Origin of the sequence: Paenibacillus oleatilyticus (genome assembly GCF_018998565.1) — a bacterium.
GTDB classification, from domain to species: domain Bacteria; phylum Bacillota; class Bacilli; order Paenibacillales; family NBRC-103111; genus Paenibacillus_G; species Paenibacillus_G oleatilyticus.
In genome coordinates this window covers 122,122-141,198 of the sequence record NZ_JAHNZO010000008.1, presented here as the reverse complement: position 1 = coordinate 141,198, position 19,077 = coordinate 122,122, and the positions used below count along the sequence as shown (strand labels likewise).

Here is a 19,077-nt window from a genome sequence, read left to right as displayed (position 1 = left end):
AGGGTTGTATTTTGTGGTTGACTCTAACGTTACGTTATACTCTATAGTAATTCTTGAAAGGAGGTCGCAAGATTTCGGTGAAGGTAAAAGAGGTTGCGGATTTAGTCGGCATCAGTGTGCGCACACTTCATCATTATGATGCGATCGGGCTGTTGACCCCGGATGGGACGACGGAAGCCGGGTATCGTTTGTACTCTGACGAAAATCTCGAAATGCTGCAGCAGATCTTATTTTTCAGAGAACTTGACTTCCCTTTAACGAAAATCAAAGAAATGATTCACAGCCCTTCCTTTGACCGTATGGAAGCGCTGGAGCTGCACCGGAGCATGCTGCTCGACAAGCGCAGCCGGATCGATAAAATGATAACGACAATCGATAAAACGATGCGAAACGCGAGAGGAGAAATTCAGATGACGACGAAAGAAAAATTCGAAGGCTTTGACTTTAGCCGAAATCCTTATGAGCAAGAAGCCCGCGAACGCTGGGGCGATGAAGCGGTCGACAAGGCCAACGCCAAAGCCGGCTCCATGTCGAAGGACGAACAGGAAGCCATGACCAAAACGATGAATGGAATCTACGCCAAGCTTGCCGAACTTCGCAGCGGCTCGCCGGATTCCGCAGAGGCGCAGGCGGCCATTAAAGAATGGTACGATCTATTGAACCAAATGGGCTCTTACACGCTCGAAGCCTTCAAATGCTTGGGGCAAATGTATGTGGATGATGAGCGTTTTACCAAAAATATCGACCGCTTCGGAGACGGATTGGCGAAATTTATGCGCGATGCGATGGCCGTTTATGCGGATGCAAACCTGAAGTAATATGATCGGCAGTCCCGCAAGTCATTTCCGGATGACTTCGGGGCTGCTTTTTGTTCAGAGAAAATAAAGTAGTGGTTGATCTCGTCTGCACCTGATATTGATTTCTCTATTCTATGATAATGGGTATCTTGCAAGAAGGAGTTATTGCGTATGAAAAGAGTACAACGATGGGTAAGCATTTTTCTGTCAGCGGTGATACTATCGACCCTCGCCGCCTGCGGCGCGGCTGACGACAAGGGTCAGACTCAGCTCGCTGCGACGCAGGAGCCCACGGGCAGCGTTCAGGAATTGTTCGGCAGCAGCTTGTTCGTAGGCGACTCCATTATCGGAGGACTGACGAACGATGACCTGCTTCCTGAAGCGAACGTAATGGGGGGATTGGGCGCAACGGTCCAAACTACACTGGACAACCTCGAAGAGATCGCGAGCCGCAAGCCGTCGCATCTGTTCCTGTCAATGGGGCAGAACGATCTCGGGGAACAGCCGGAGGAAGCGAAGAAGACGTTCGTACAGAAATACACCCGGCTGGTTGATCGGATAAGGGAACTGCTGCCGGCGGCGCGCGTTTACGTGCTGTCAATTACGCCGGTAGATGCCGCATCGCCAGTCGGTGCGTTCATGAACCTGCAGATTGAAACATTCAACGCAGCCCTGCAGAAGATGGCGAAGGAGAAGGGAGTAGACTACATCGACCTTGCCCCCATTTTCCGGCAGCACAAAATTCAATACGATGAAGACGGCTCTCATTTCACGAACGCATTCTACCCAATCCTGCTGGACTATTTGAAGGAATGGACGGATCTGGCCCATCAGCCGCGCGGTCCGGTGGTCACCGATCCGAACGAAACCTACAAAGCAGCGTTCAGGCACAGTGTTTTCCTGGGGGATTCCATTCTAGGGGCGTTGTCCTATCTGAACAAACTGGATTCGGCGAATGTCATCGCCCCAAGCGGCGCGACGCTCGCTCTCGCCCTCCCGAACGTCGAGAGACTCGCCGGCCAGGCGCCGGAGCATGTATTCATTCTGCTGGGCAGCAATGACATTCGGTTGTCGGACAAGCAGGAATTCGTCGAGGGCTATCGCCAGCTGATCGGCAGCATCCGGAACAAGCTGCCGAAGGCCACGCTCCACATCCTGTCGATCCCGCCAGTCGCTGAGGAAGCCCTGAAGCGAGAGCCGCGATATGCGAACATTACGGACTTCAACAAAGCACTTGAACAGTTGGCCGATGAAGTCAAAATCAATTACGTTGATTTGTCACCTCTCTTCGCCGCCAACAAAATCCATTACGCGGACAACGGTGTTCACTTCAAGCCGGATTTCTATCCGCTGCTCCTGGACTACTTGAAGGGGTTTGTAAAGTAGGGAAATGGCCGGTTAGTTGGCAAGCGTCAAACAGCCCCCACCTTTTTAACTAGGATAGGGGCTGTGTACCTTTCTCGCGTTTCCTTAGCGCGCCTCCTCCCTCGCATCAACAAACCTCGAATAATCGCTTTTTGGATCGGTTAAGCTAAAGTATGGAAAGGATGGGATTCGCAGATGGAGCATTTGGACTGTGACGTTTCCCCTTTAAAAAAGGAGCTCAAGGAACAATTGACCGATATCCTTGCCAGCATCGGACAAGTCGTCTCCAGCCTGGACGAGGTCAATACGTGCCTGCTTAACGAGATCGAGCAAATTTCCAAGCGGTTCTCCAAGACGGGAGCGCTTGCTTCCACCTATTATTTGAACTGTTTTCTGTCACCCTATACGAGCAAGTATAAAGAGATTTCCCGTTCGGTGAACCACCTGAGTCTCAAACGCCAAGGCGCCCTCATCGTCATCCAGCGGGAAGACAGCATCGATTCGTGGATCACCCCCGGCATCCTTCTGTCTGCAGAAATTACCAGTTCCTTGCTGGAGTCCATCTTCGTTCCGGGCAGCCCGCTGCACGACGGGGCCGTATTTATACGCTCCAATCAGATCGTCTCGGCCGCCAATATCCTCCCTCTAACCGAACGAACCTTCCCCAATCAAAAGCTCGGCACTCGTCACCGCGCCGCCATCGGACTCTCGGAGCGGACCGATGCGTTAATCATCGTCGTATCCGAGGAGACCGGGAAAACCTCCTTTTGCCTGAACGGCCATCTCTACCCTTTCTCCATCCCCTCTCCCGTTTAATCGAAAATACGTCTCCCCCCCTTTTTTCCATGAATTTGTACCCGATTTGAAGGGCTTCTCCGTCCGGGGCCGTCTAAAGGTTTGTATATATACTACAAAGAGATGCCTTTTATGCGGGCCCGCATTCGAAAGGCGCTTGCGACGGATGAGGTGTATGACGAATGAAATATGTTCTAGAGTTTTTGCAATTCCGGTTAATCGTGTTCCTGATGATCCTGATTGTGCTAAGCGGAACGGGGGTAGGCATCACCTACGGTTCTTCGCTGACATGGCTCGCCATTGCGGGAGGAATCGTCCTTTTTGGACTTATCGAATACGTCGTGCACCGGTATATTATGCATGAATTCCCCGGCCTGCTTCCGAAGGCATATGAAGGGCATGTGGCGCACCATCAGCATCCGAACGACGACCAGTTTTTGTTCGGTTCCGTCTGGTACGAGGTCGTCACGTATCCCTTGCTGCTGCTGCTTTTTTGGGCGCTGACGGGAGAGCTTCATCTGGCTTTGTCGGTCGTCTTCGGGACGGTCGTCTGCCAGATGTACTACCAATGGAAGCATTTTGTCTCCCACCGCCCTATCGTACCTCTCACGCCGTGGGGCAAATGGTTGAAAAAGAAGCATTTGCTGCATCATTATTTGGATGAGCACGCTTGGTACGGCGTATCCAACCCGGTTATGGACGTCGTTATGGGGACGAACAAAGTGGCGCCGGATGCCAAAGCGGCGAAGCGTTCTCTCGACGGCAGCGCGGAGCACATGTAAACGGGGGGGCAAGCGGACGAAGACGGGTCAATCGTCTAATGAGGAGGTATTTCTGATGGGCAAGAGCAGCGTAAGAGCGCTTGTGATCGTCTTGGCGTTGGCGATTGGAGCTTATGCCGTCTATCAGTACGGCTTGAACAATCCTCTGACCACCGATTTCATCAAGAAAAAGCTGAGAAGTCCCGATTTTCACCTGGAGCCGTGGATTTATATTCTGTATATCCATATCATAACGGCCCTGTTGGCGCTGGTGATCGGTCCGTTCCAGCTGTTCCCGAAGCCTGCGGGCATGAAGCGCCGCCGCCACCTGCTGCTTGGCTATGCTTAGTGCTTTCCATTACGATAAGCGGTCTCGTCAATCTTTTTTTGGCTTGGTATGCAACGGGCGGATGGGTCTCGAGACTCGGCTGTGCTGGATTCCGAATCTAATCTTCATCGAAGCGCTCATTCGCCTGCGTTGGAAGCGCGGCGCCCGCCAGTATAACGGTATATCCCGTCACTTTCGCTAATTGGATAAAAACGGCCCGAAGGCGGCATTTTTGCGCCTCGGGCCGTTTTTGCGCAGGCTCAACGCTTGCTCGGCTCTGCTTCGGTTGGGTCCGGGTTCTTTATCGTTATGGCTGAGAAGACTCCCTCTTCGATAAGGGGAAGATGAGTCAGCATCTCTTGTGTACGAATGGGAGTGTTCAAAGCATGACTTTCTTGCTCGCTATTATAAAAACTCGCCTACAGGAAAATCAAGATTAATCGTGGTATGACGCAATTGTAATTCATTCGCTTTAGCTTTCTCTGAAAACAGACGCATCAAAACGACAACGTCCAAGGATTCGCTAGATAAAGCCCCCTCATCCCCACTGCCAATGAGTACCACATCTGGAACAATAGGCCAAGCACCGGCACGATTATAGAAATAAGCTAAAGATGGTTCACACGTGAATATGCCAAAATCGATGTCGCTTTGTTTTTCAATCCATTGAGTGGCGGCAGCAACTGTACGTAAACCTAACCCTTGACCATGATACTCGGGATCGGTAGCCACGCAGCTAAGTCCGGCAATATTGAATGTTTGTCCATCGTGCTTAATCGTCTTATGCACCACACCTGCATAGCTGACCAGTTTTCCATCTATGCAGGAATAAAATGAGCGTACATTAAACTCTTTCTCGTGAGCTTCCGGAATCGTTGCACCCGGCATTGGACAAACATCCGGCCAAGCTCGATGTAAAATTATAGCAATCTTACGTCGTAATGTATCAGACGCTTGATTATAATAGATGGATTGCACCATTTCCGTTGTCATAGTTCATTCTCACACTTTCTGAACATGTTCATGTTGAATTGAACTTAACACGAAGCGAGCCAGCGGTGGCCGGCAATCGAAAAGCGGGGCTTCCCTCAAAATGAGGAGCTTAAGGCATGTTGCGGCCCCGGGAGGCGACGTAGAGCGTGTACCACTCCTCCCGCGTCAACGTCACCCGCTCCGCTTCGCCGCAAGCCCGGATACGGTCGGGACGCACGGTGCCGATCACCGGCTGGATGCCTGCGGGATGGCGCAGCAGAAACGCGAGCACGATCGCTTCGGGCGATACGTCCTTCTGCTCGGCCATACGACTGACCAAGGCCGCGGTGGCCCGGACAGATTCCGGCTGTCCCGACAAGTCGCCGCCTGTGAACAAGCCCCGTGCGAGCGGGCTCCATGCCTGGATTTGGATATGCTCCATCTGGCAATACTCCATCGTTCCTTCCGGGAACGAGACGCCGGTGCCCTGCGGCTGGTTCAAATGTACGCCTGCATCCAGCCAGTCCAGCTTGAGCAGGCTCATTTCCAGCTGATTCGCGATGAGCGGCTGCCGGATCGCGGACTGCAGGAAGCGGATTTGTGCCGCGCTCATGTTCGAGACGCCAAACGCTTTCACTTTGCCCTTTTCGTGCAGCCGCTGGAACGCTTCCGCCACCTCTTCCGGTTCCATCAGCGGATCGGGCCGGTGCAGCAGCAAAATATCCAGCGTCTCGATACCGAGGCGGCTTAAAATCCCGTCGATACTCGCTTCAATATGCTCCTTCGAGAAATCGTACCGCCCCGGAACTCCCTCTTCCTCGAAGCGGATGCCGCATTTCGATTGAACAATGATCCGCTCCCGCAGATCGGGACGCTCCTTCAATACTTGACCGAACACTTGCTCGGCCTTGCCTTTGGTGTATATATTCGCGTGATCGAACATATTGATGCCTGCGGAGAGCGCCGCCTCGACCGCTTCGTGCGCCTGCTTGACATGCTCCGCCGTGTACGGCTCCCGGTCCCAGCTTCCGCCGAGCCCCATGCAGCCAAGCACGAGCCGGCTGGCGGGAAATCCGTGTTTATGTAATGGAATCGGTTTGTTCATTTGTATGTACGCTCCTCTGCCTTGTTCTCGCAAGTCTGTCGTTATTATATGTCATGCATGGGAGCGGCTGCAATGGTGCGTCTGACTTAGGGAGCGAGAAATCGGTCCAAGATATCGTCGATGCGGCCGGCTTCGATCGTCTTTTTGGTTTTATTCGTGCCGTCGACGACGGTCAAGGAATGATCGAACAGCGTCATCCGGCCTTCCTCCGTCACTTTCATTAAGAAATAAACCTTGTTGAATGGCGATTCCGGGGCGTATTGCGTCACATCGCACACCTCGGCAAAATCCTCGAGCTGCTTCGGTTCCGGATCAAACCTGTACAGGATGACCCAGTCCCGGTCTTCCTTTTTCTCTAAAGTATAACCGTTCCGCAGCTCAGGATACGGTCTGATCCGATAGAAGCCGTCCGCGTCCTGAATCTCCTCCCCGGTCATGGGAATCGGCCGACGGGGGGAGTTGCCGCCAAAGCCGACGTCAACCAAATATGGACGCCCTTCCAAACGAACGAGATTGGTGGCATGCGAGCCTTCCGTCCCCCATTGACCTTCTCCCCGATAGACCGTTGCGGCAATCATATGGGTCTCGAACCCGGTCCGGCGCAGCAGCTCGCTGAACAGTCCGTTTAATTCATAGCAGACGCCACCCCTCCGCCGATTGACGAGTTTATCGAAGAGATCGCCGGACTGAAGCGCGATCGGAATGCCGCGCAGGATATCCAAATTTTCAAAAGGAATTCGGGTCACGTGCCGCTTCTGCAGCTGCGTCAAGCTTTCCAAAGTCTGTTGAACAGGCTCTGCCATCTGAATGCGGTGTAAATAAAGATTTATATCCATCGAGCTTACCTCCCGCTTCTCATATTTCGACTCAATTCTGCGGCACCGCGGCGCGCAGCAGCTGTCTAACGAAGACGGCAAACAGGATCAACGAAACCGCCACCGACACGGCGCTAACCGTGAACAAGGCCTGGTATCCCGTATGCTGGGAAACCCAGCCGAGTGCAATCGCCCCGAGTCCGATGCCCAGGTCGAACGCAGTAAAGAACGAAGCGTTGGCCACCCCTTTGCGGTCCGCAGGCGCAAGACGCAGCGTGGCCGCTTGCAGCGCCGGCTGTGCGGAACCGAATCCGATCCCGTACAATACGGCCGCGACGATCACGCCGGTCAGCCCGCTGGAAAAGCTCAATACGAGCAGCGCCGCCATCGTCGTCCCAAGCGCCGGGATAATGATAAACGACTCGCCGTACCGGTCGGAGAGCTTACCGGCGATGGGTCGAATCAGCGTCAACGCCACGGCGTAGACCAGAAAGAAAGTACCCGGATTCACCTTGATCGATTCGGCAAAAAGCGGCAAGAAGGTCGTAATGCCTCCATAAGGAACGGCCAAAAAGAATATCGCCACCGTCACGGACAATACCGACTTTTCGACCAATTGAATGCGCCCGGCGCCCGCTTTCGGTTGAAACGGTATTTTGGTTCCAAGCGCCAGGAGCAGAGCCACAGCCGCAAAGCCGGTAGCGTACAGGAACAGACCGTGGAACGAAAGCTTTTGCAGCATCCATATGCCAAGCATCGGCCCGATAGCCATAGCTACGGTCATCGCCATCCCGTACCAGCCCATCCCCTCTCCGCGCCTTGCGGGCGGAATCACATCCGTGATGGCCGTCCCGACAGCCGTTGTAGACAGCGCCCAGCTCATGCCGTGCACAATCCGCAGCGCAAGCAGAACGACGATCCCGCCTACCCAGCTGTACAAATACATCGCCACGACGAAGAGCAGCAGCCCCCATATGATAAACGGCCTGCGGCCATACCGGTCGAGCAAGCCTCCGACAATCGGGCGAAAAATAACCGCAGACAGCGTAAATACGCCGACGACAAATCCAACCTGCGACTCGCTGCCGCCTAATTGCTTGATGAACAGCGGCATCGTCGGCAGCAGCAAATAAAAGCCCGTGAACAGAAACAGCATGCCTGCCGTCAGCTGAATGAACGGCTTGGTCCATAGACGCTCCATCTTTTGTTTCCTCCTTGATGTTGTCAAATTCTAAGCTGCATGATGCCGGTTATTCCCCGGCTGACTTCATGCGCTCCAACTCCTTCGTTACCCACTCCGCATCCGCCAGCCCGACATGCTTCCGGTGATCGAGCATTCGCAGCACTTGCACGCGTTTCCGCTCGTCCATCTTCTTGCTGGAGATCATGCAGGCGACAGAATCCACATATTTCAGGTTGTGCTGGAGGTAATTCAGATACTGTTCTAAAGACGCGAGCCGGACCTCTTTTGTGACAAAAGGAAAGTTGGACATCTTAAAATGAAACACCAGCTCCGTCTCCGACGTGTAGTCCAGCGGACTGGCCATCAGTTCGAAAAACCGTTCTCTTCCGGCCTCCGTCAGCTTGTAAATTTTTCGCGCTCTCCCGCCTTCCTGTTCCTCAAGCCGGAGGCTGATCCACCCATGCTCCACGAGCCGGGAGAGAAGAGGATACAGCGTTCCCGAGCTGATCTGCCGGACCGGACCGACGGCACGCTTCAGTCTTTCTTGAAGCTGGTAGCCGTGAGTGTCTCCTACCATCAACTCCCCCAAAACGAACAAGTCGTACATCGTGACCCTCCTCTTTTTATATCGTGCCGACATATCGTTACGATATAGTATATGTCGAAGCGGCGATCCGTTCAACCATGAAAATGTAATCTAAAGGTCCAATCCGCAGCGCATGAAAAAACAGCCGCCCGCAAGCAGCTGTTTCCTTTTTCGAGTTATGTCCGCACCGGCTGGCCCGCCTCCACGCGCTTCAACAGCCGCTCCAGCAGTTCCGGCTCTCTTTCCTTAATCGCCTCCAGCTTGGCGGGCATCTTCGCGTAAATGCGGTCATCGCCCTTCATTTCCGCGATGGCCAGCTGATCGCGCAGCAGCTTCGCCTTGTTCGCGAGCTCTTCGAACGACTGCTGCAGCTCGTCGTCCCGCTCGATGATGCCTTGCTGCGTAAAATACCGGATTCGGTCCGTCATCACCTTTTTGTGCTCCCAGAGCAAATGCAGATGCCTTACGGCATTGGGCCACACCAACGAGGGATGCCGCTCCGCAGCGGCCTTGAAATACAGTTGGAGATATTCGTATGTCTGCAGACCGAACACTTCGCCGTCCGGGTTATAGTTGATCCGGTTCAAATGAGTCTCGCTGTTCAAATAATCGCGCAGCTGATCCGCGACCGCCACCGGATCGAACACAAAGGGATGCTCCCCGTTAAACCGGTAAAAAAACGTATGGTGATCCGCTTCAAGTCCGGTTTCGATAAGCCGTTTCATCGAATCGCAGGCGCTGATGAACTCCTCGAACGGGATTTTGATCGTCCGGTACACCTGATTGAAGTCGAACATCGACACATCGAACGTCCGTTCCTTCAAGTCGTATCCGGAGAGCATCAGATGATGGGGAAAGGCGTCCCCCTCATAAGCAAAGCTGGCCGTTATTTTCGATTCGTCGATGAAGACGATCGCATAATAGCCTTGGTTAATCCGCCCGATCATAAACTCGACAAGCTCATCCGGCCGATAGCCCGACAGCAGCTCATAATTGACGGCACAGGTCAGCAGAAACGGATTGTTGAAATTCAGCTCGTTCGGCTTGCCACGGAAAAAATCGAAAAAAAACGTCCGCCGTTTCTCCAGAAAATGCTTGGTGCACGACATTTGAATGAAATTGGTATAGTACCAAGGCAGCGTCTCTTCGTAATTGTGCGTAATCGATAACGTATACGCCCAGCGCAAGAAGCCTTTGATCGGCGGCGGATGCAGCGGCAATTGATACTGATTCATAACATAAACTCCCCCCTGCCTTTCTTAAGTAGAAGCGGTTGAATTCGCCTGCGGGGTCATCCGGTGGCTACTTCTTTGCCATACAGCTTGGCAATGCTTTCTTCAAGCGGAAGGTCCGCCACCGTGAAGTCGACAACCGGGAACCGGTCGAGCAGCATCCGGGATACCGGCTTCAAATGCTCCTTCGGCAGCTCGATTACGGCGTGATACGAGTCGCGCTTCGTGACGCAGCCGAGCGGCCTCAGGCTTTCTTCCGGCACCGGCTCGGAAAACTGAACGTTCAGCACCTTGACTTCGTTGAACAGCTCGTTGATTTTCTTAAAATCGCCGTCATACAAAATCCGTCCTTCGTTAATGACAATCGTACGCTTGCAGACGTCCTCGATATCCTTCATATAATGGCTGGTCAAGATCAAGGTTGCCTTGAATTGTTCGTTGTAATAAGTAAGAAACTCCCGAATCTTCTTCTGTGAGATCAGATCGAGACCGATTGTCGGCTCGTCCAGAAACAACAGCTTGGGGCTGTGGATGAGCGCGGCGATCAGCTCCATCTTCATCCGTTCGCCGAGCGACAGCCGCCGGACCTGAACCTGCAGCAAGTGCTTTACATCCAGCATCTCCGACAGCTCGGCAAGCATCCGCTCGTAGGCGTCATCCGGAATCTGGTAAATGCATTTGTTCAGGTAGATCGATTCGATGGCGGGCAGATCGACCCACAGCTGATTTTTTTGTCCCATAACCAGCGAAAAGATGCGCTTGAATTCGTTCTTGCGCTCCCATGGCGTATGGCCGAACACCGACGCTTCCCCGCCGGTCGGATGCAGAATCCCGGAAAGCATCTTCAGCGTCGTCGTCTTCCCGGCTCCGTTCGGTCCGATGAAGCCGACGCATTCCCCGGAGGCGATCTCGAACGAAATCGACTTGACCGCTTCCTTCGTCAGCGTTTTGCGGGAAAACAAATTTTTCAAGGAATGCCGGAGACCCGCTTCCTTCGTGTAATAATCGTAGGATTTATGCAGTCCGCTCACCCTGATCCGTTCCATGGCGTCCTCCTGATCTTTTGGCAGGCTGGTGATTTAGACGTAACGTTCCTTAGGGATCGTATCCAATTCCCTCCCGTAGTGGCAGGCTGTAATACGCTGCTTTCGCAGCCGTTCGTGGCAGGCCTGCAAAGACGCGGCCGGAAATCCGTCCTCCTCCCAATCGTTATAGCTAATGCCGAATCCGCACCGTTTCCAAAAGGCGGCATTGCTTTCCTCGTGATATCCGAACGGCTCAAGCAGCAGCAGCGGCGTAGCGTACACCAGCGAATCGTTCAAGGTAGCGCCTCCCGGCTTGCTGATAATCGCCCGGCTTAAGCGAACGAGCTCCAAATAAGCAGCATAGTCCGGCAGTCTGCGCCGTTCGACTGTTCCCTGCCGCCTCACGAGCTCCAGCATCGGAGGATAGGTATGCGCTCCGCGGGCGTCCTTGATCCACGGACTCCACTCGGGATCGACCATAAAATAGCGGGTTTGCCCATCGTCCTCCTGCACTTCGCTCTCGTCATACGCAATGATGTCCAGCCTGCAGCCACCAAGCCGCAGCCGCTCGATTTTGTCCCGGTAGGTGCCGATCCCCCAGCCGCCGCCATGAATAAGAAACCGGTCGTTCCGTTCCTCGAAGGACACGTCCTCTGCGTCCGGCGGCGCAATCAAATAACCTGGGCTTCCCAGCTCGGCATCGTAAAATTGAACATTGCGGTATGCTTGGTAGGAAGACTTATAAACCTTATACGAAGGGGTGTCGCAAGCATCCATATGAATCCACTCGATATGGACGGGAAACCCCGCAATTTCCTTGTAGGCTTCCAGAACAGGCAGCCAAAACCCCGTAAAAGCGATAAACGTCGCACAGCCGGTTTGCCGCCAATGCGCGTGCAGCCGGCGGACCGCCGAATCGTCGAGATTCGGGCTGATGTCCTTGGCCATCCGGTGTCCGGTTAAGGCGACCGAAAAATTATTGTGAAACGCTTTTTTATACCCGTTGATTTTACTGCGGGTCTCCTCGCGATAGAGCGTTTCAAGCACCTGTACTTCCGCCTGTATATGTTGGCGGGCAAGGTATTCCCGCAGATGAATGGCAGGAATATAAGCGCCGAGCGAATTGCCCGAGGCCAACAGCGTGATCGCGTCCTTGGTCATGGACAGCTCCCTGCCCTTCCGTTAATGGAATACTGTAAACGAGAGGTTATGCAGCACTTGCTTCAGCCGCTCCAGCGTTTCCTCCCGGGCCTCCTCCGTCTGTCCGATCACCGACACGTACAACCGGCCTTTCGGCTTCGACTCTGACCGTCCGCCCGGGCCACAGTTCACGGTTAACGTACCGGAGGAAAGCGGCATGATGCCGCTTTGCCGCAGCGGGGTAAACAACAGCTGCTCATCCTCCAGCGTTTGGAGCAGCCGTTCGAAGCGGAATTCATCCGGCAGCGCGACGGAAAGATAGGTAAGCCAGCCCTGGAGGTTCCAGCCTGCAAGCAGCCGGTCCAGATGGGCATTGATGAGACCCATCGACATCCGGGCGTTAATTTCGACAATAGGGACAAGCTCTCCGTCCTCCAGCATCATCGAGTCGAAGCAAACGTATCCGAAATAGCCGTCCAGATACAGCTCGTGCAAAGCTGCTTCGAGCATGCGGAAGTACCCTTTTTCCTCCAGTAAATTCACAAAGGCGGCTTCCGCGGTGACGGAACCCCCGTAATTTTGCTGGCGATTCATCATCCGTTGGACGGAAATCAGCCGACGGGAGCCATCCGGCTCAAGCAGCCATTGGCTGGAGAAATCGGCCGCCTTGGGCAACAGCGGTTCGAGCAAAAAGAGCGTCTGGGAGCCGGCTTCTTCCTGCTTCCGCAGATACGAAACGATCCGCTTCAGCAGCGACGGGCTTTCGATCAGCAAGTTGCCTTTGCCGGAAACGCCGAACGGGTCCTTGATCAGAAAAGCGCCTTTACACAGCAGCCCGGTGCCGTATTGCTCCACATCCTCCACACTCATGGCCGGCGTACCGTACGTGTGCAGTCCCGTGTCCTCCAGCAGCCGATGGTGGTACAGCTTGGAATTCACCCGCTTCACCACAGCCAAATCCGGAAGCGGGTTGGCGAAAGCCACCTTTCCCGCGTACTCTTGCGCCTCCTCGGTTACCGCGTACGGCTCAAGCATATACGGCTTGTCCGCATCGGCGCCGGGGATTCCGTCCCGGGGAGCCAGCTTAAAGATGCACGACGCGAAATGCTCCGTGCGCAGCGCTTCTTCGGCCTCCGGCGAAGTCAAGTCTACAACGCTGCGGTGGCGAAACGAGACGTTCAGCTTATCGAAATAGTCCAGCAGCGCGTCATCGATCCGGCAACGGGTAACCAATATATCGTCAGGCCCGCATAGCGGGAAAAGCAGTTCATCCATGCAAAGAACGATCCGGTCCCTTTCCGGATCGGGAATCCGGGGCAGTATCGACAACAGAGGATCTCTCCAGCGCGTTTCCGGGTCAAACGTGCCCATGACCGTTTTGCGCAAAGCGACGGCGGCTTTACTCGACAGCATGCTCGTAAGCGCCCTCGACCGGAGCACACCGGTTTAAGAAATCAATAAACGTGCCGATGGAGCGAAGATGAAGGTAATCGAACTCATCGTAATCGATCTCGATCTTCAGCTCTTCCTCTACCTTGACCATAAAGTTGAGCATTTGCAGCGAGTCCAGTCCGACCTCGTTGTTCAAATCCGTTTCAAGCGCAAGCCTTTCCCGCAGCGACGGGTCCTCCTTAATTTGACACAAAATTTGGACGATCGTATCGAACACATCAATTCCCTCCTCTTGGCATATGAGGTACTTTAGGCTCATTCCTTTTCATTATGGCATATCGGCACGGAGGTGGGGAGGGATAAATTTCCACTATTATGGGATACAATCCATTTTATTTTCCAGGTTGAGAGGAAATTGTTTGCGCATAGCAACATGCAGGCGGAGGGCGCCTAGGCCGCAAGACCTTGATCTTCGACAACCGATTCTGACGGTGTCGATGATTGCGACGAAATCGTACGAACCGGAGGCAAGCTGCTTTTGTCATGGTATACGAGGGTATGGTATAATCTGATCGAATAAAGCGAATGCGACGAGGTGAATCCATTGTTTCGACGTGCAACGGTAATTTTGGCTTCGACCGCCCTTCTGCTGATGCTGAGCGCTTGCGGCGGCTCTAAGCCGGCGGAAGAATCTCATGCCCGGCATCAAACGCCGAGCGGCGATCTGCAAGAGAAGACGGCTTCGCTGAGCACGCTGCCCTCCTTCTTGGACAAGCAGCCGGAGCAGATGAAGAAAGCGTATTTGGTCGCGGCCCAGACGAAGGATCTGCTGCGCAATATCCCCTGTTATTGCGGCTGCGGCGAGAGCGCGGGGCATCAAAGCAACATGAACTGCTTCATTAAAGAAACCGCGTCCGACGGCTCGGTCGTATGGGACGATCACGCCACCCGCTGTGGCGTATGTCTGGAAATTGCCGTCAAATCCGCGCAGTGGCAGCAGCAGGGCCAATCGGCCAAAGAGATCCGCGAGCAGATCGACAAGCAATATCAAAAAGGCTACGCCAAGCCGACTCCGACTCCCCTGCCCGCCTAATTTGCCTGCAAGTCAGAGAACCGCCGCTGTTTGAATGAGCAGACGGCGTTTTTTGGCATTGGTGATTGGCGGTTTTAGGCCCAAATCCGTAACCGCTCCTCGGGACGCCAGAGATATGAGGGATGTTTCGCTCAGGTTTGCGGAGATTGCCGTTTATACGCAGCGGCTCCCGTTTATAATTGACAGACCTGTTCCCGCTCTCCCATAATAAATTTAAGAACCGGAGCGTTTCATGATATCGTCGAATAAGTTTACATAATTATAATTATGTAAACAAAATACCGAGTGGTTTTGGCCCCTCAACAAGTTCATTACATAATATTTATTATGTAAACTATTTATTCGTATGGAGGCGGTTCGCATGAATATTATCAAAATCAAAGACCGCAGCGAGCTGGAGAAAAAAGTGCCCTCCATGCCATGGTATGTGGAGAAATTCATCAATTACAAGCTGCCGGACCTCTCCCCTTCCTCACTGCTCGAATATGTGCGGGACTACGATACCTTCTTTTCATGGCTGCTTGCGGAAGGCTTGTCGTCCGCGCCAACGGTAAAGGACGTGCCGCTCGTCGACCTGGAACGGCTTCATATGGACAGCATCGACAATTTCAAAATGTTCCTCGCCACGCGCAAAGAAAATTCGAACGGCAAGACGACGATCGCCCGCAAGCTGTCCTCGCTGCGGTCGCTGTTCCATTACTTGAGCCAAATTGCCGAGGACGAGAACTTCTATCCGCTGCTGAAGCGCAACGTGATGGCCAAAGTCGAGATCAAGCGCACGCACAAGCCGAAGGATACCGCGGCCAAGCTGGAGGGAAAGCTGCTGCAGGAGTCGGAAATCGCGGAATTTATCGAGTACGTCCAAACCGGCTATCCGATTGATGTCGCCAAAAACAAGCAGGCGCTCTACTCCTACGAGCTCAACAAGGTCCGCGACGTCTGCATCATCAGCCTGATCCTGAATTCCGGCCTCCGCGTATCCGAGGTTTTTAATCTCAATGTCGAAGACATCGACTTGAAGAAAAAGCTGACGTATGTATACCGTAAAGGTAAAAACGACGATACGTTCAAGACGCCGGTTTATTTCCGGCAGGAAGCCGTCGACTGCTTGTCTGCGTATTTGGAGCAGCGCCAGCTGAGATACAAAGCGCCCAAACGGGAAAAAGCCCTCTTCCTTGCCGTTGCCAACGGCAAAAAAGAAGGCGAGCGCATGACTAAGCGCGCCATTCAAGAGATGGTGATCAAATACGCCAAACGGTTCGGCAAGCCTTACTTATCTGTTCATAAGCTGCGCCATTCGTTCGCGACCGACTATTATTTGCGCAACGATTTGTACAAGACGCAGGAGCAATTAGGGCACGCGTCGCCGGAAACGACGCAGATCTACGCCCACCTGACCGATAAAACGATGGCCGAAGCGATCGACAAGCCATCGGAATAACGCCTGTAAGCCGGTCCCCGTCTCGCTCGGGGCCGGCTTGTTTATTGCTGCGTTCCTTTGCTTACCCAATATTTGACCCGGGTGCCCTTAGGGACTTGCGTTTGGGCAGCCGGCTCCTGCTTGAACACCGTGCCTTCCTCGCGTTCGTTTACCTCCATGGCGAATTCGAATCGCAAACCGGCTGCCATGGCCTGCTTGCCAGCCGTATCGTTCTGCAGCCCGATCAAATTAGGAACGATTACGATTTCGTCTTCCGCTTGATTTGGATTCGAATCATTCGTCTCTACTATTTCAGGTCCGGCTGGTTTGTCGTACGTCTGATGCGGCAGCTGCAAGGGAGCGTGATGCTCGGTTTGGGCCGGCGAGGCTCCTTTGCCCGAAGGCTCCTCTTGATCCTTCCCCAGCCATACGAAAGCTGCGGCCCCTCCCAAGCAGGCAATTGCCGTTCCGACCAGTAACTTACGGCCTGCCCTCCCCAAGCTTCTCCGGGGTGGAGCCTCTTCTTCCTCTTCGACCGGTTCTTCCTCTTCGTACGCTCGCTCCGGTTGTGTCTTTTCCCGGACTTGCCTATCCCATACGGGCATGGACACCTCCTGCTTGACGGCCGTGTCCTGCCGCAAGCTCTGCAGCACGAGCATAAACGAAGCCAGCGTTTCCTGATCGTTCCACACCCGCCGCAGTGTGGCAATCAGCAGCTCCTGTTCTGCGTGAGGAATCGCCGCAAGCGCCTCGCGAAGCCGATGCTCCATCGTATCGAACGAAACGGGGATCGATTCGGACCGGGTCAGGATCTGATACAGCAGGCAGCCGAGACCTTGGGCGCCTCGCTGCGCGTGTGTCCCTTTTTCCCAGTAATTAATGATCTTGAGCTGGCCGTCATCACTGAGCCACAGGTTCGCAGCATGTACGGAACAGCCGGATATCCCTTCCTCAAGCGCATCCATTAGGCCTTTTCCAAGCTCGAGCACTTTGGAGACCGCTTCCTCTGGGGTAAAACGATGCCCCTTCAGCTCCTGAATGAACGGCTTGCCGTCGAATGTCTTCAGCACGGCAAAAATATAATTCGGCTCCATCCCTACATCGAGGATATGTAAAAAACGATTGTCGCTAAGCGGCGCAACCTCGCGCAGCTTGCGGATATACGCCTCTTTGGCGGCTTCGTCCGTGCTTTCCACGACGAAAAAAACGACGTCTCTTCGCAAAGGCAAATCTTTCCCACTGTATAGCATTCCGCTTAACATCGGAAGAATCGGCTCGGTAAGCACGTAACGTTGATTGATGGATTTCTCCATGGAAACCTCCTTCAAACGTCATAATTATAGTATTCGACAGCCGAATGATTTTTGTGAGGCGTTTTATGACGAAAAATGAATATAAACGTGTCGGAGTTTATAATAAACGTCATTAAATATTAACGACAAGTATAATCAACTGGATTAATTGTATGTGTCGATAATTGTCACAAATGGTCGATGATATCCCCGGCCGTCAGCGATGCAGGAAGCTCGCGGCTGGCGGCCGCCCGGTCTCCGGCGGCGCCATGAAGATATGTCCCTAGCGCTGCCGCCTCGGGACCATGCCAGCCTTGGGCGAACAAGCTCGCGATGATTCCCGCCAAGACGTCCCCGGCTCCTCCGGTAGCCATGCCCGCATTGCCGGTCGGGTTGATATAGACGTTCCCTTCGGGATCGGCAATCACCGTCCGCGCCCCCTTCAGGACAAGCGTCACGCCGGTGCGCGCCGCATAACGGCGGGCCGTCTCTATGCGATCCCGCTGGACAGCCGGTACGGTGGAGCCGGTCAAACGCGCCATTTCCCCCGGATGCGGCGTCAGCACGACCGGTGCTCCGCGCTTCGGCCAATTGGCGGCATTCTCCGCAGCGGCCAGCATATTCAGCGCATCCGCATCAAGCACGAGGGGGCAGTCGGTTCCCTCCCATAACTTACGCAGGAAGGCTGTATCTTGTGCCCATCGTCCGACGCCCGGACCGAAGAGCAGCGCGTCTTTTCCGACGGCGAGCTGCGCCAGCGCGTCCGCATGGACGGCGCTCCAGTCTCCTCTCTGCTCATCCGCCAGCCCCGCAAGCATGGCCTCCGGCACCTGGCCGAACATCGGCTCGGCTAGTCGATCCGGCAGAGCCCACGTAACCAAGCCGCTTCCGCCGTGAAGCGCGGCTTTGGCTGACAGCAGCCCTGCCCCGCTCATCGATCGGCTGCCTGCGGCTACGAGGACGTGGCCGTAGGTTCCTTTATGCGAATCGGCCCGCCGCAGCCGGTAATCCTCAAGCCGGAGCTGCCGCGATAAGAGCGGCTCTTCGATCCGGAACGTGCGAACACCCGCTTCGACAGCCGCCTTTTGAGGAATTCCAATATAACGCACCTTCACCTCACCGGCAAGCTCTGCGCCCGGGTACTGCTCCAAGCCCCGCTTCGTAAAAGCCAGCGCAACGGTACGAGTCGCCCGGATACAAGGATCGGAGACTTGCCCGGTATCCGCGTCCAAGCCGCTTGGCAAGTCAACGGAGAGGATGGGCAGTCCGGACAGGTTTGCTTGTTCGATCAGAGCGGCGTACGCCTCTCTCGGGGCTCCGCGGCTGCCGGTTCCAAGCAGCGCATCAATGATGCCGCTGTATCCTCTCCAATCGATTGGCGACGAATCGTACACTTCGTAAGGTATTCCTAACCGGAACGCGATGTCCCGCTGAATCGCCGCTTCCCCACGGAACGATTCCGGGGATTCGGCATATATGATTTTAACGTCATAACCCGCTTCGATCAAATGTCTGGCGGCTACAAGCCCGTCCCCGCCGTTGTTGCCTTTCCCTGCAAGGATGGCCAAAGCGCCTATGCGGCCGTCGAACAGTTCCATGCCCTCTTCCGCCACGGCCCGGCCAGCATTCTCCATCAGCACAAGCGCCGGAATGCCTACCGTTTGAATTGTATGCAAGTCGATCCTTCTCATTTCTTCCGCCGTGACGACGAACATGGCCTCAACCCTCCAGGGTTTGGGTTTCCTGCTATTATACCATATTTGACTTGCTGCTTGC

General features: G+C 54.3%; 19 protein-coding genes. 7 read left to right on the top strand and 12 right to left on the bottom strand.

The genetic code is table 11. From position 1 onward, the window contains the following. Positions 1-71 precede the first annotated feature (71 nt). The 5 genes from KQX66_RS12870 (at position 72) to KQX66_RS12850 (ending at position 4,067) form a co-directional block, all read left to right on the top strand. The gene (locus KQX66_RS12870; RefSeq protein WP_216793093.1) at positions 72-818 is read left to right on the top strand and encodes a MerR family transcriptional regulator; all 747 of its coding nucleotides are present in this window, start codon (positions 72-74) and stop codon (positions 816-818) included. A gap of 150 nt (positions 819-968) precedes the next feature. Then, positions 969-2,183 (top strand): GDSL-type esterase/lipase family protein, encoded by a 1,215-nt coding sequence (locus KQX66_RS12865; protein WP_216792923.1) that lies wholly within the window; start codon positions 969-971, stop codon positions 2,181-2,183. A gap of 174 nt (positions 2,184-2,357) precedes the next feature. After that, positions 2,358-2,978: a sporulation-specific diadenylate cyclase CdaS gene (gene cdaS, locus KQX66_RS12860; protein ID WP_216792921.1), complete on the top strand. Its 621-nt coding sequence runs from the start codon at positions 2,358-2,360 to the stop codon at positions 2,976-2,978. 161 nt (positions 2,979-3,139) lie between these two features. Next, positions 3,140-3,739 (top strand): sterol desaturase family protein, encoded by a 600-nt coding sequence (locus KQX66_RS12855; RefSeq protein WP_216792919.1) that lies wholly within the window; start codon positions 3,140-3,142, stop codon positions 3,737-3,739. Between the two features lie 55 nt (positions 3,740-3,794). After that, positions 3,795-4,067 (top strand): DUF2306 domain-containing protein, encoded by a 273-nt coding sequence (locus KQX66_RS12850; RefSeq protein WP_216792918.1) that lies wholly within the window; start codon positions 3,795-3,797, stop codon positions 4,065-4,067. Between the two features lie 384 nt (positions 4,068-4,451). Here the strand turns inward: KQX66_RS12850 and KQX66_RS12845 are convergent, their stop codons facing one another. From KQX66_RS12845 to KQX66_RS12800, 10 genes are all read right to left on the bottom strand, one after another. Then, positions 4,452-5,039: a GNAT family N-acetyltransferase gene (locus KQX66_RS12845; protein ID WP_216792917.1), complete on the bottom strand. Its 588-nt coding sequence runs from the start codon at positions 5,037-5,039 to the stop codon at positions 4,452-4,454. 109 nt (positions 5,040-5,148) lie between these two features. After that, entirely contained in the window at positions 5,149-6,123 is a 975-nt protein-coding gene (locus tag KQX66_RS12840; RefSeq protein ID WP_216792916.1) for an aldo/keto reductase, read from the bottom strand. Positions 6,124-6,209: 86 nt separating this feature from the next. Then, complete coding sequence (locus KQX66_RS12835) at positions 6,210-6,959, bottom strand: arylamine N-acetyltransferase family protein (protein ID WP_216792915.1); 750 nt, start codon at positions 6,957-6,959, stop codon at positions 6,210-6,212. A 31-nt stretch (positions 6,960-6,990) separates the two neighbouring features. Then, entirely contained in the window at positions 6,991-8,139 is a 1,149-nt protein-coding gene (locus tag KQX66_RS12830; RefSeq protein ID WP_216792913.1) for an MFS transporter, read from the bottom strand. Positions 8,140-8,188: 49 nt separating this feature from the next. Beyond that, the gene (locus KQX66_RS12825; protein WP_216792911.1) at positions 8,189-8,728 is read right to left on the bottom strand and encodes a PadR family transcriptional regulator; all 540 of its coding nucleotides are present in this window, start codon (positions 8,726-8,728) and stop codon (positions 8,189-8,191) included. A 155-nt stretch (positions 8,729-8,883) separates the two neighbouring features. Further along, positions 8,884-9,942 carry a hypothetical protein gene (locus tag KQX66_RS12820; RefSeq protein WP_216792909.1) on the bottom strand — a complete coding sequence of 353 codons (1,059 nt, stop codon included), beginning with the start codon at positions 9,940-9,942 and terminating at the stop codon, positions 8,884-8,886. A gap of 56 nt (positions 9,943-9,998) precedes the next feature. Beyond that, positions 9,999-10,985: an ABC transporter ATP-binding protein gene (locus KQX66_RS12815; protein WP_216792907.1), complete on the bottom strand. Its 987-nt coding sequence runs from the start codon at positions 10,983-10,985 to the stop codon at positions 9,999-10,001. A 33-nt stretch (positions 10,986-11,018) separates the two neighbouring features. Continuing rightward, complete coding sequence (locus KQX66_RS12810; protein ID WP_216792905.1) at positions 11,019-12,125, bottom strand: hypothetical protein; 1,107 nt, start codon at positions 12,123-12,125, stop codon at positions 11,019-11,021. 21 nt (positions 12,126-12,146) lie between these two features. Beyond that, positions 12,147-13,517 (bottom strand): ATP-grasp domain-containing protein, encoded by a 1,371-nt coding sequence (locus KQX66_RS12805; RefSeq protein ID WP_216792904.1) that lies wholly within the window; start codon positions 13,515-13,517, stop codon positions 12,147-12,149. After that, positions 13,504-13,773, bottom strand: a complete 270-nt coding sequence (locus tag KQX66_RS12800) for an acyl carrier protein (protein WP_216792902.1) — start codon at positions 13,771-13,773, stop codon at positions 13,504-13,506. The genes KQX66_RS12805 and KQX66_RS12800 overlap by 14 nt, the downstream gene beginning before the upstream one ends. A gap of 375 nt (positions 13,774-14,148) precedes the next feature. Here KQX66_RS12800 and KQX66_RS12795 point away from each other — a divergent pair, with 375 nt between their 5' ends. After that, on the top strand, positions 14,149-14,589 hold the full coding sequence (locus tag KQX66_RS12795; protein WP_216793091.1) for a PCYCGC motif-containing (lipo)protein: 441 nt from the start codon (positions 14,149-14,151) through the stop codon (positions 14,587-14,589). A gap of 361 nt (positions 14,590-14,950) precedes the next feature. Beyond that, positions 14,951-16,030 carry a tyrosine recombinase XerS gene (gene xerS, locus KQX66_RS12790; protein WP_216792899.1) on the top strand — a complete coding sequence of 360 codons (1,080 nt, stop codon included), beginning with the start codon at positions 14,951-14,953 and terminating at the stop codon, positions 16,028-16,030. Between the two features lie 41 nt (positions 16,031-16,071). On the opposite strand, the gene KQX66_RS12785 is transcribed toward xerS, so the two are convergent. Both KQX66_RS12785 and KQX66_RS12780 read right to left on the bottom strand, forming a co-directional pair. Then, entirely contained in the window at positions 16,072-17,322 is a 1,251-nt protein-coding gene (locus KQX66_RS12785; protein ID WP_216792897.1) for a PASTA domain-containing protein, read from the bottom strand. A 167-nt stretch (positions 17,323-17,489) separates the two neighbouring features. Next, complete coding sequence (locus KQX66_RS12780; RefSeq protein WP_216792895.1) at positions 17,490-19,016, bottom strand: NAD(P)H-hydrate dehydratase; 1,527 nt, start codon at positions 19,014-19,016, stop codon at positions 17,490-17,492. Between the last annotated feature and the right edge of the window lie 61 nt (positions 19,017-19,077).

Bases quoted from the DNA above. Each gene is read 5' to 3' on its own strand.
- xerS (WP_216792899.1), top strand. From the start codon at position 14,951: ATGAATATTATCAAAATCAAAGACCGCAGCGAGCTGGAGAAAAAAGTG.
- KQX66_RS12840 (WP_216792916.1), bottom strand. From the start codon at position 6,123: ATGAACAAACCGATTCCATTACATAAACACGGATTTCCCGCCAGCCGG.
- KQX66_RS12820 (WP_216792909.1), bottom strand. From the start codon at position 9,942: ATGAATCAGTATCAATTGCCGCTGCATCCGCCGCCGATCAAAGGCTTC.
- KQX66_RS12865 (WP_216792923.1), top strand. From the start codon at position 969: ATGAAAAGAGTACAACGATGGGTAAGCATTTTTCTGTCAGCGGTGATA.
- KQX66_RS12815 (WP_216792907.1), bottom strand. From the start codon at position 10,985: ATGGAACGGATCAGGGTGAGCGGACTGCATAAATCCTACGATTATTAC.
- KQX66_RS12785 (WP_216792897.1), bottom strand. From the start codon at position 17,322: ATGGAGAAATCCATCAATCAACGTTACGTGCTTACCGAGCCGATTCTT.
- KQX66_RS12835 (WP_216792915.1), bottom strand. From the start codon at position 6,959: ATGGATATAAATCTTTATTTACACCGCATTCAGATGGCAGAGCCTGTT.
- KQX66_RS12850 (WP_216792918.1), top strand. From the start codon at position 3,795: ATGGGCAAGAGCAGCGTAAGAGCGCTTGTGATCGTCTTGGCGTTGGCG.
- KQX66_RS12825 (WP_216792911.1), bottom strand. From the start codon at position 8,728: ATGTACGACTTGTTCGTTTTGGGGGAGTTGATGGTAGGAGACACTCAC.
- KQX66_RS12780 (WP_216792895.1), bottom strand. From the start codon at position 19,016: ATGTTCGTCGTCACGGCGGAAGAAATGAGAAGGATCGACTTGCATACA.
- KQX66_RS12855 (WP_216792919.1), top strand. From the start codon at position 3,140: ATGAAATATGTTCTAGAGTTTTTGCAATTCCGGTTAATCGTGTTCCTG.
- KQX66_RS12795 (WP_216793091.1), top strand. From the start codon at position 14,149: ATGCTGAGCGCTTGCGGCGGCTCTAAGCCGGCGGAAGAATCTCATGCC.
- KQX66_RS12845 (WP_216792917.1), bottom strand. From the start codon at position 5,039: ATGACAACGGAAATGGTGCAATCCATCTATTATAATCAAGCGTCTGAT.
- KQX66_RS12810 (WP_216792905.1), bottom strand. From the start codon at position 12,125: ATGACCAAGGACGCGATCACGCTGTTGGCCTCGGGCAATTCGCTCGGC.
- KQX66_RS12830 (WP_216792913.1), bottom strand. From the start codon at position 8,139: ATGGAGCGTCTATGGACCAAGCCGTTCATTCAGCTGACGGCAGGCATG.
- KQX66_RS12805 (WP_216792904.1), bottom strand. From the start codon at position 13,517: ATGCTGTCGAGTAAAGCCGCCGTCGCTTTGCGCAAAACGGTCATGGGC.
- cdaS (WP_216792921.1), top strand. From the start codon at position 2,358: ATGGAGCATTTGGACTGTGACGTTTCCCCTTTAAAAAAGGAGCTCAAG.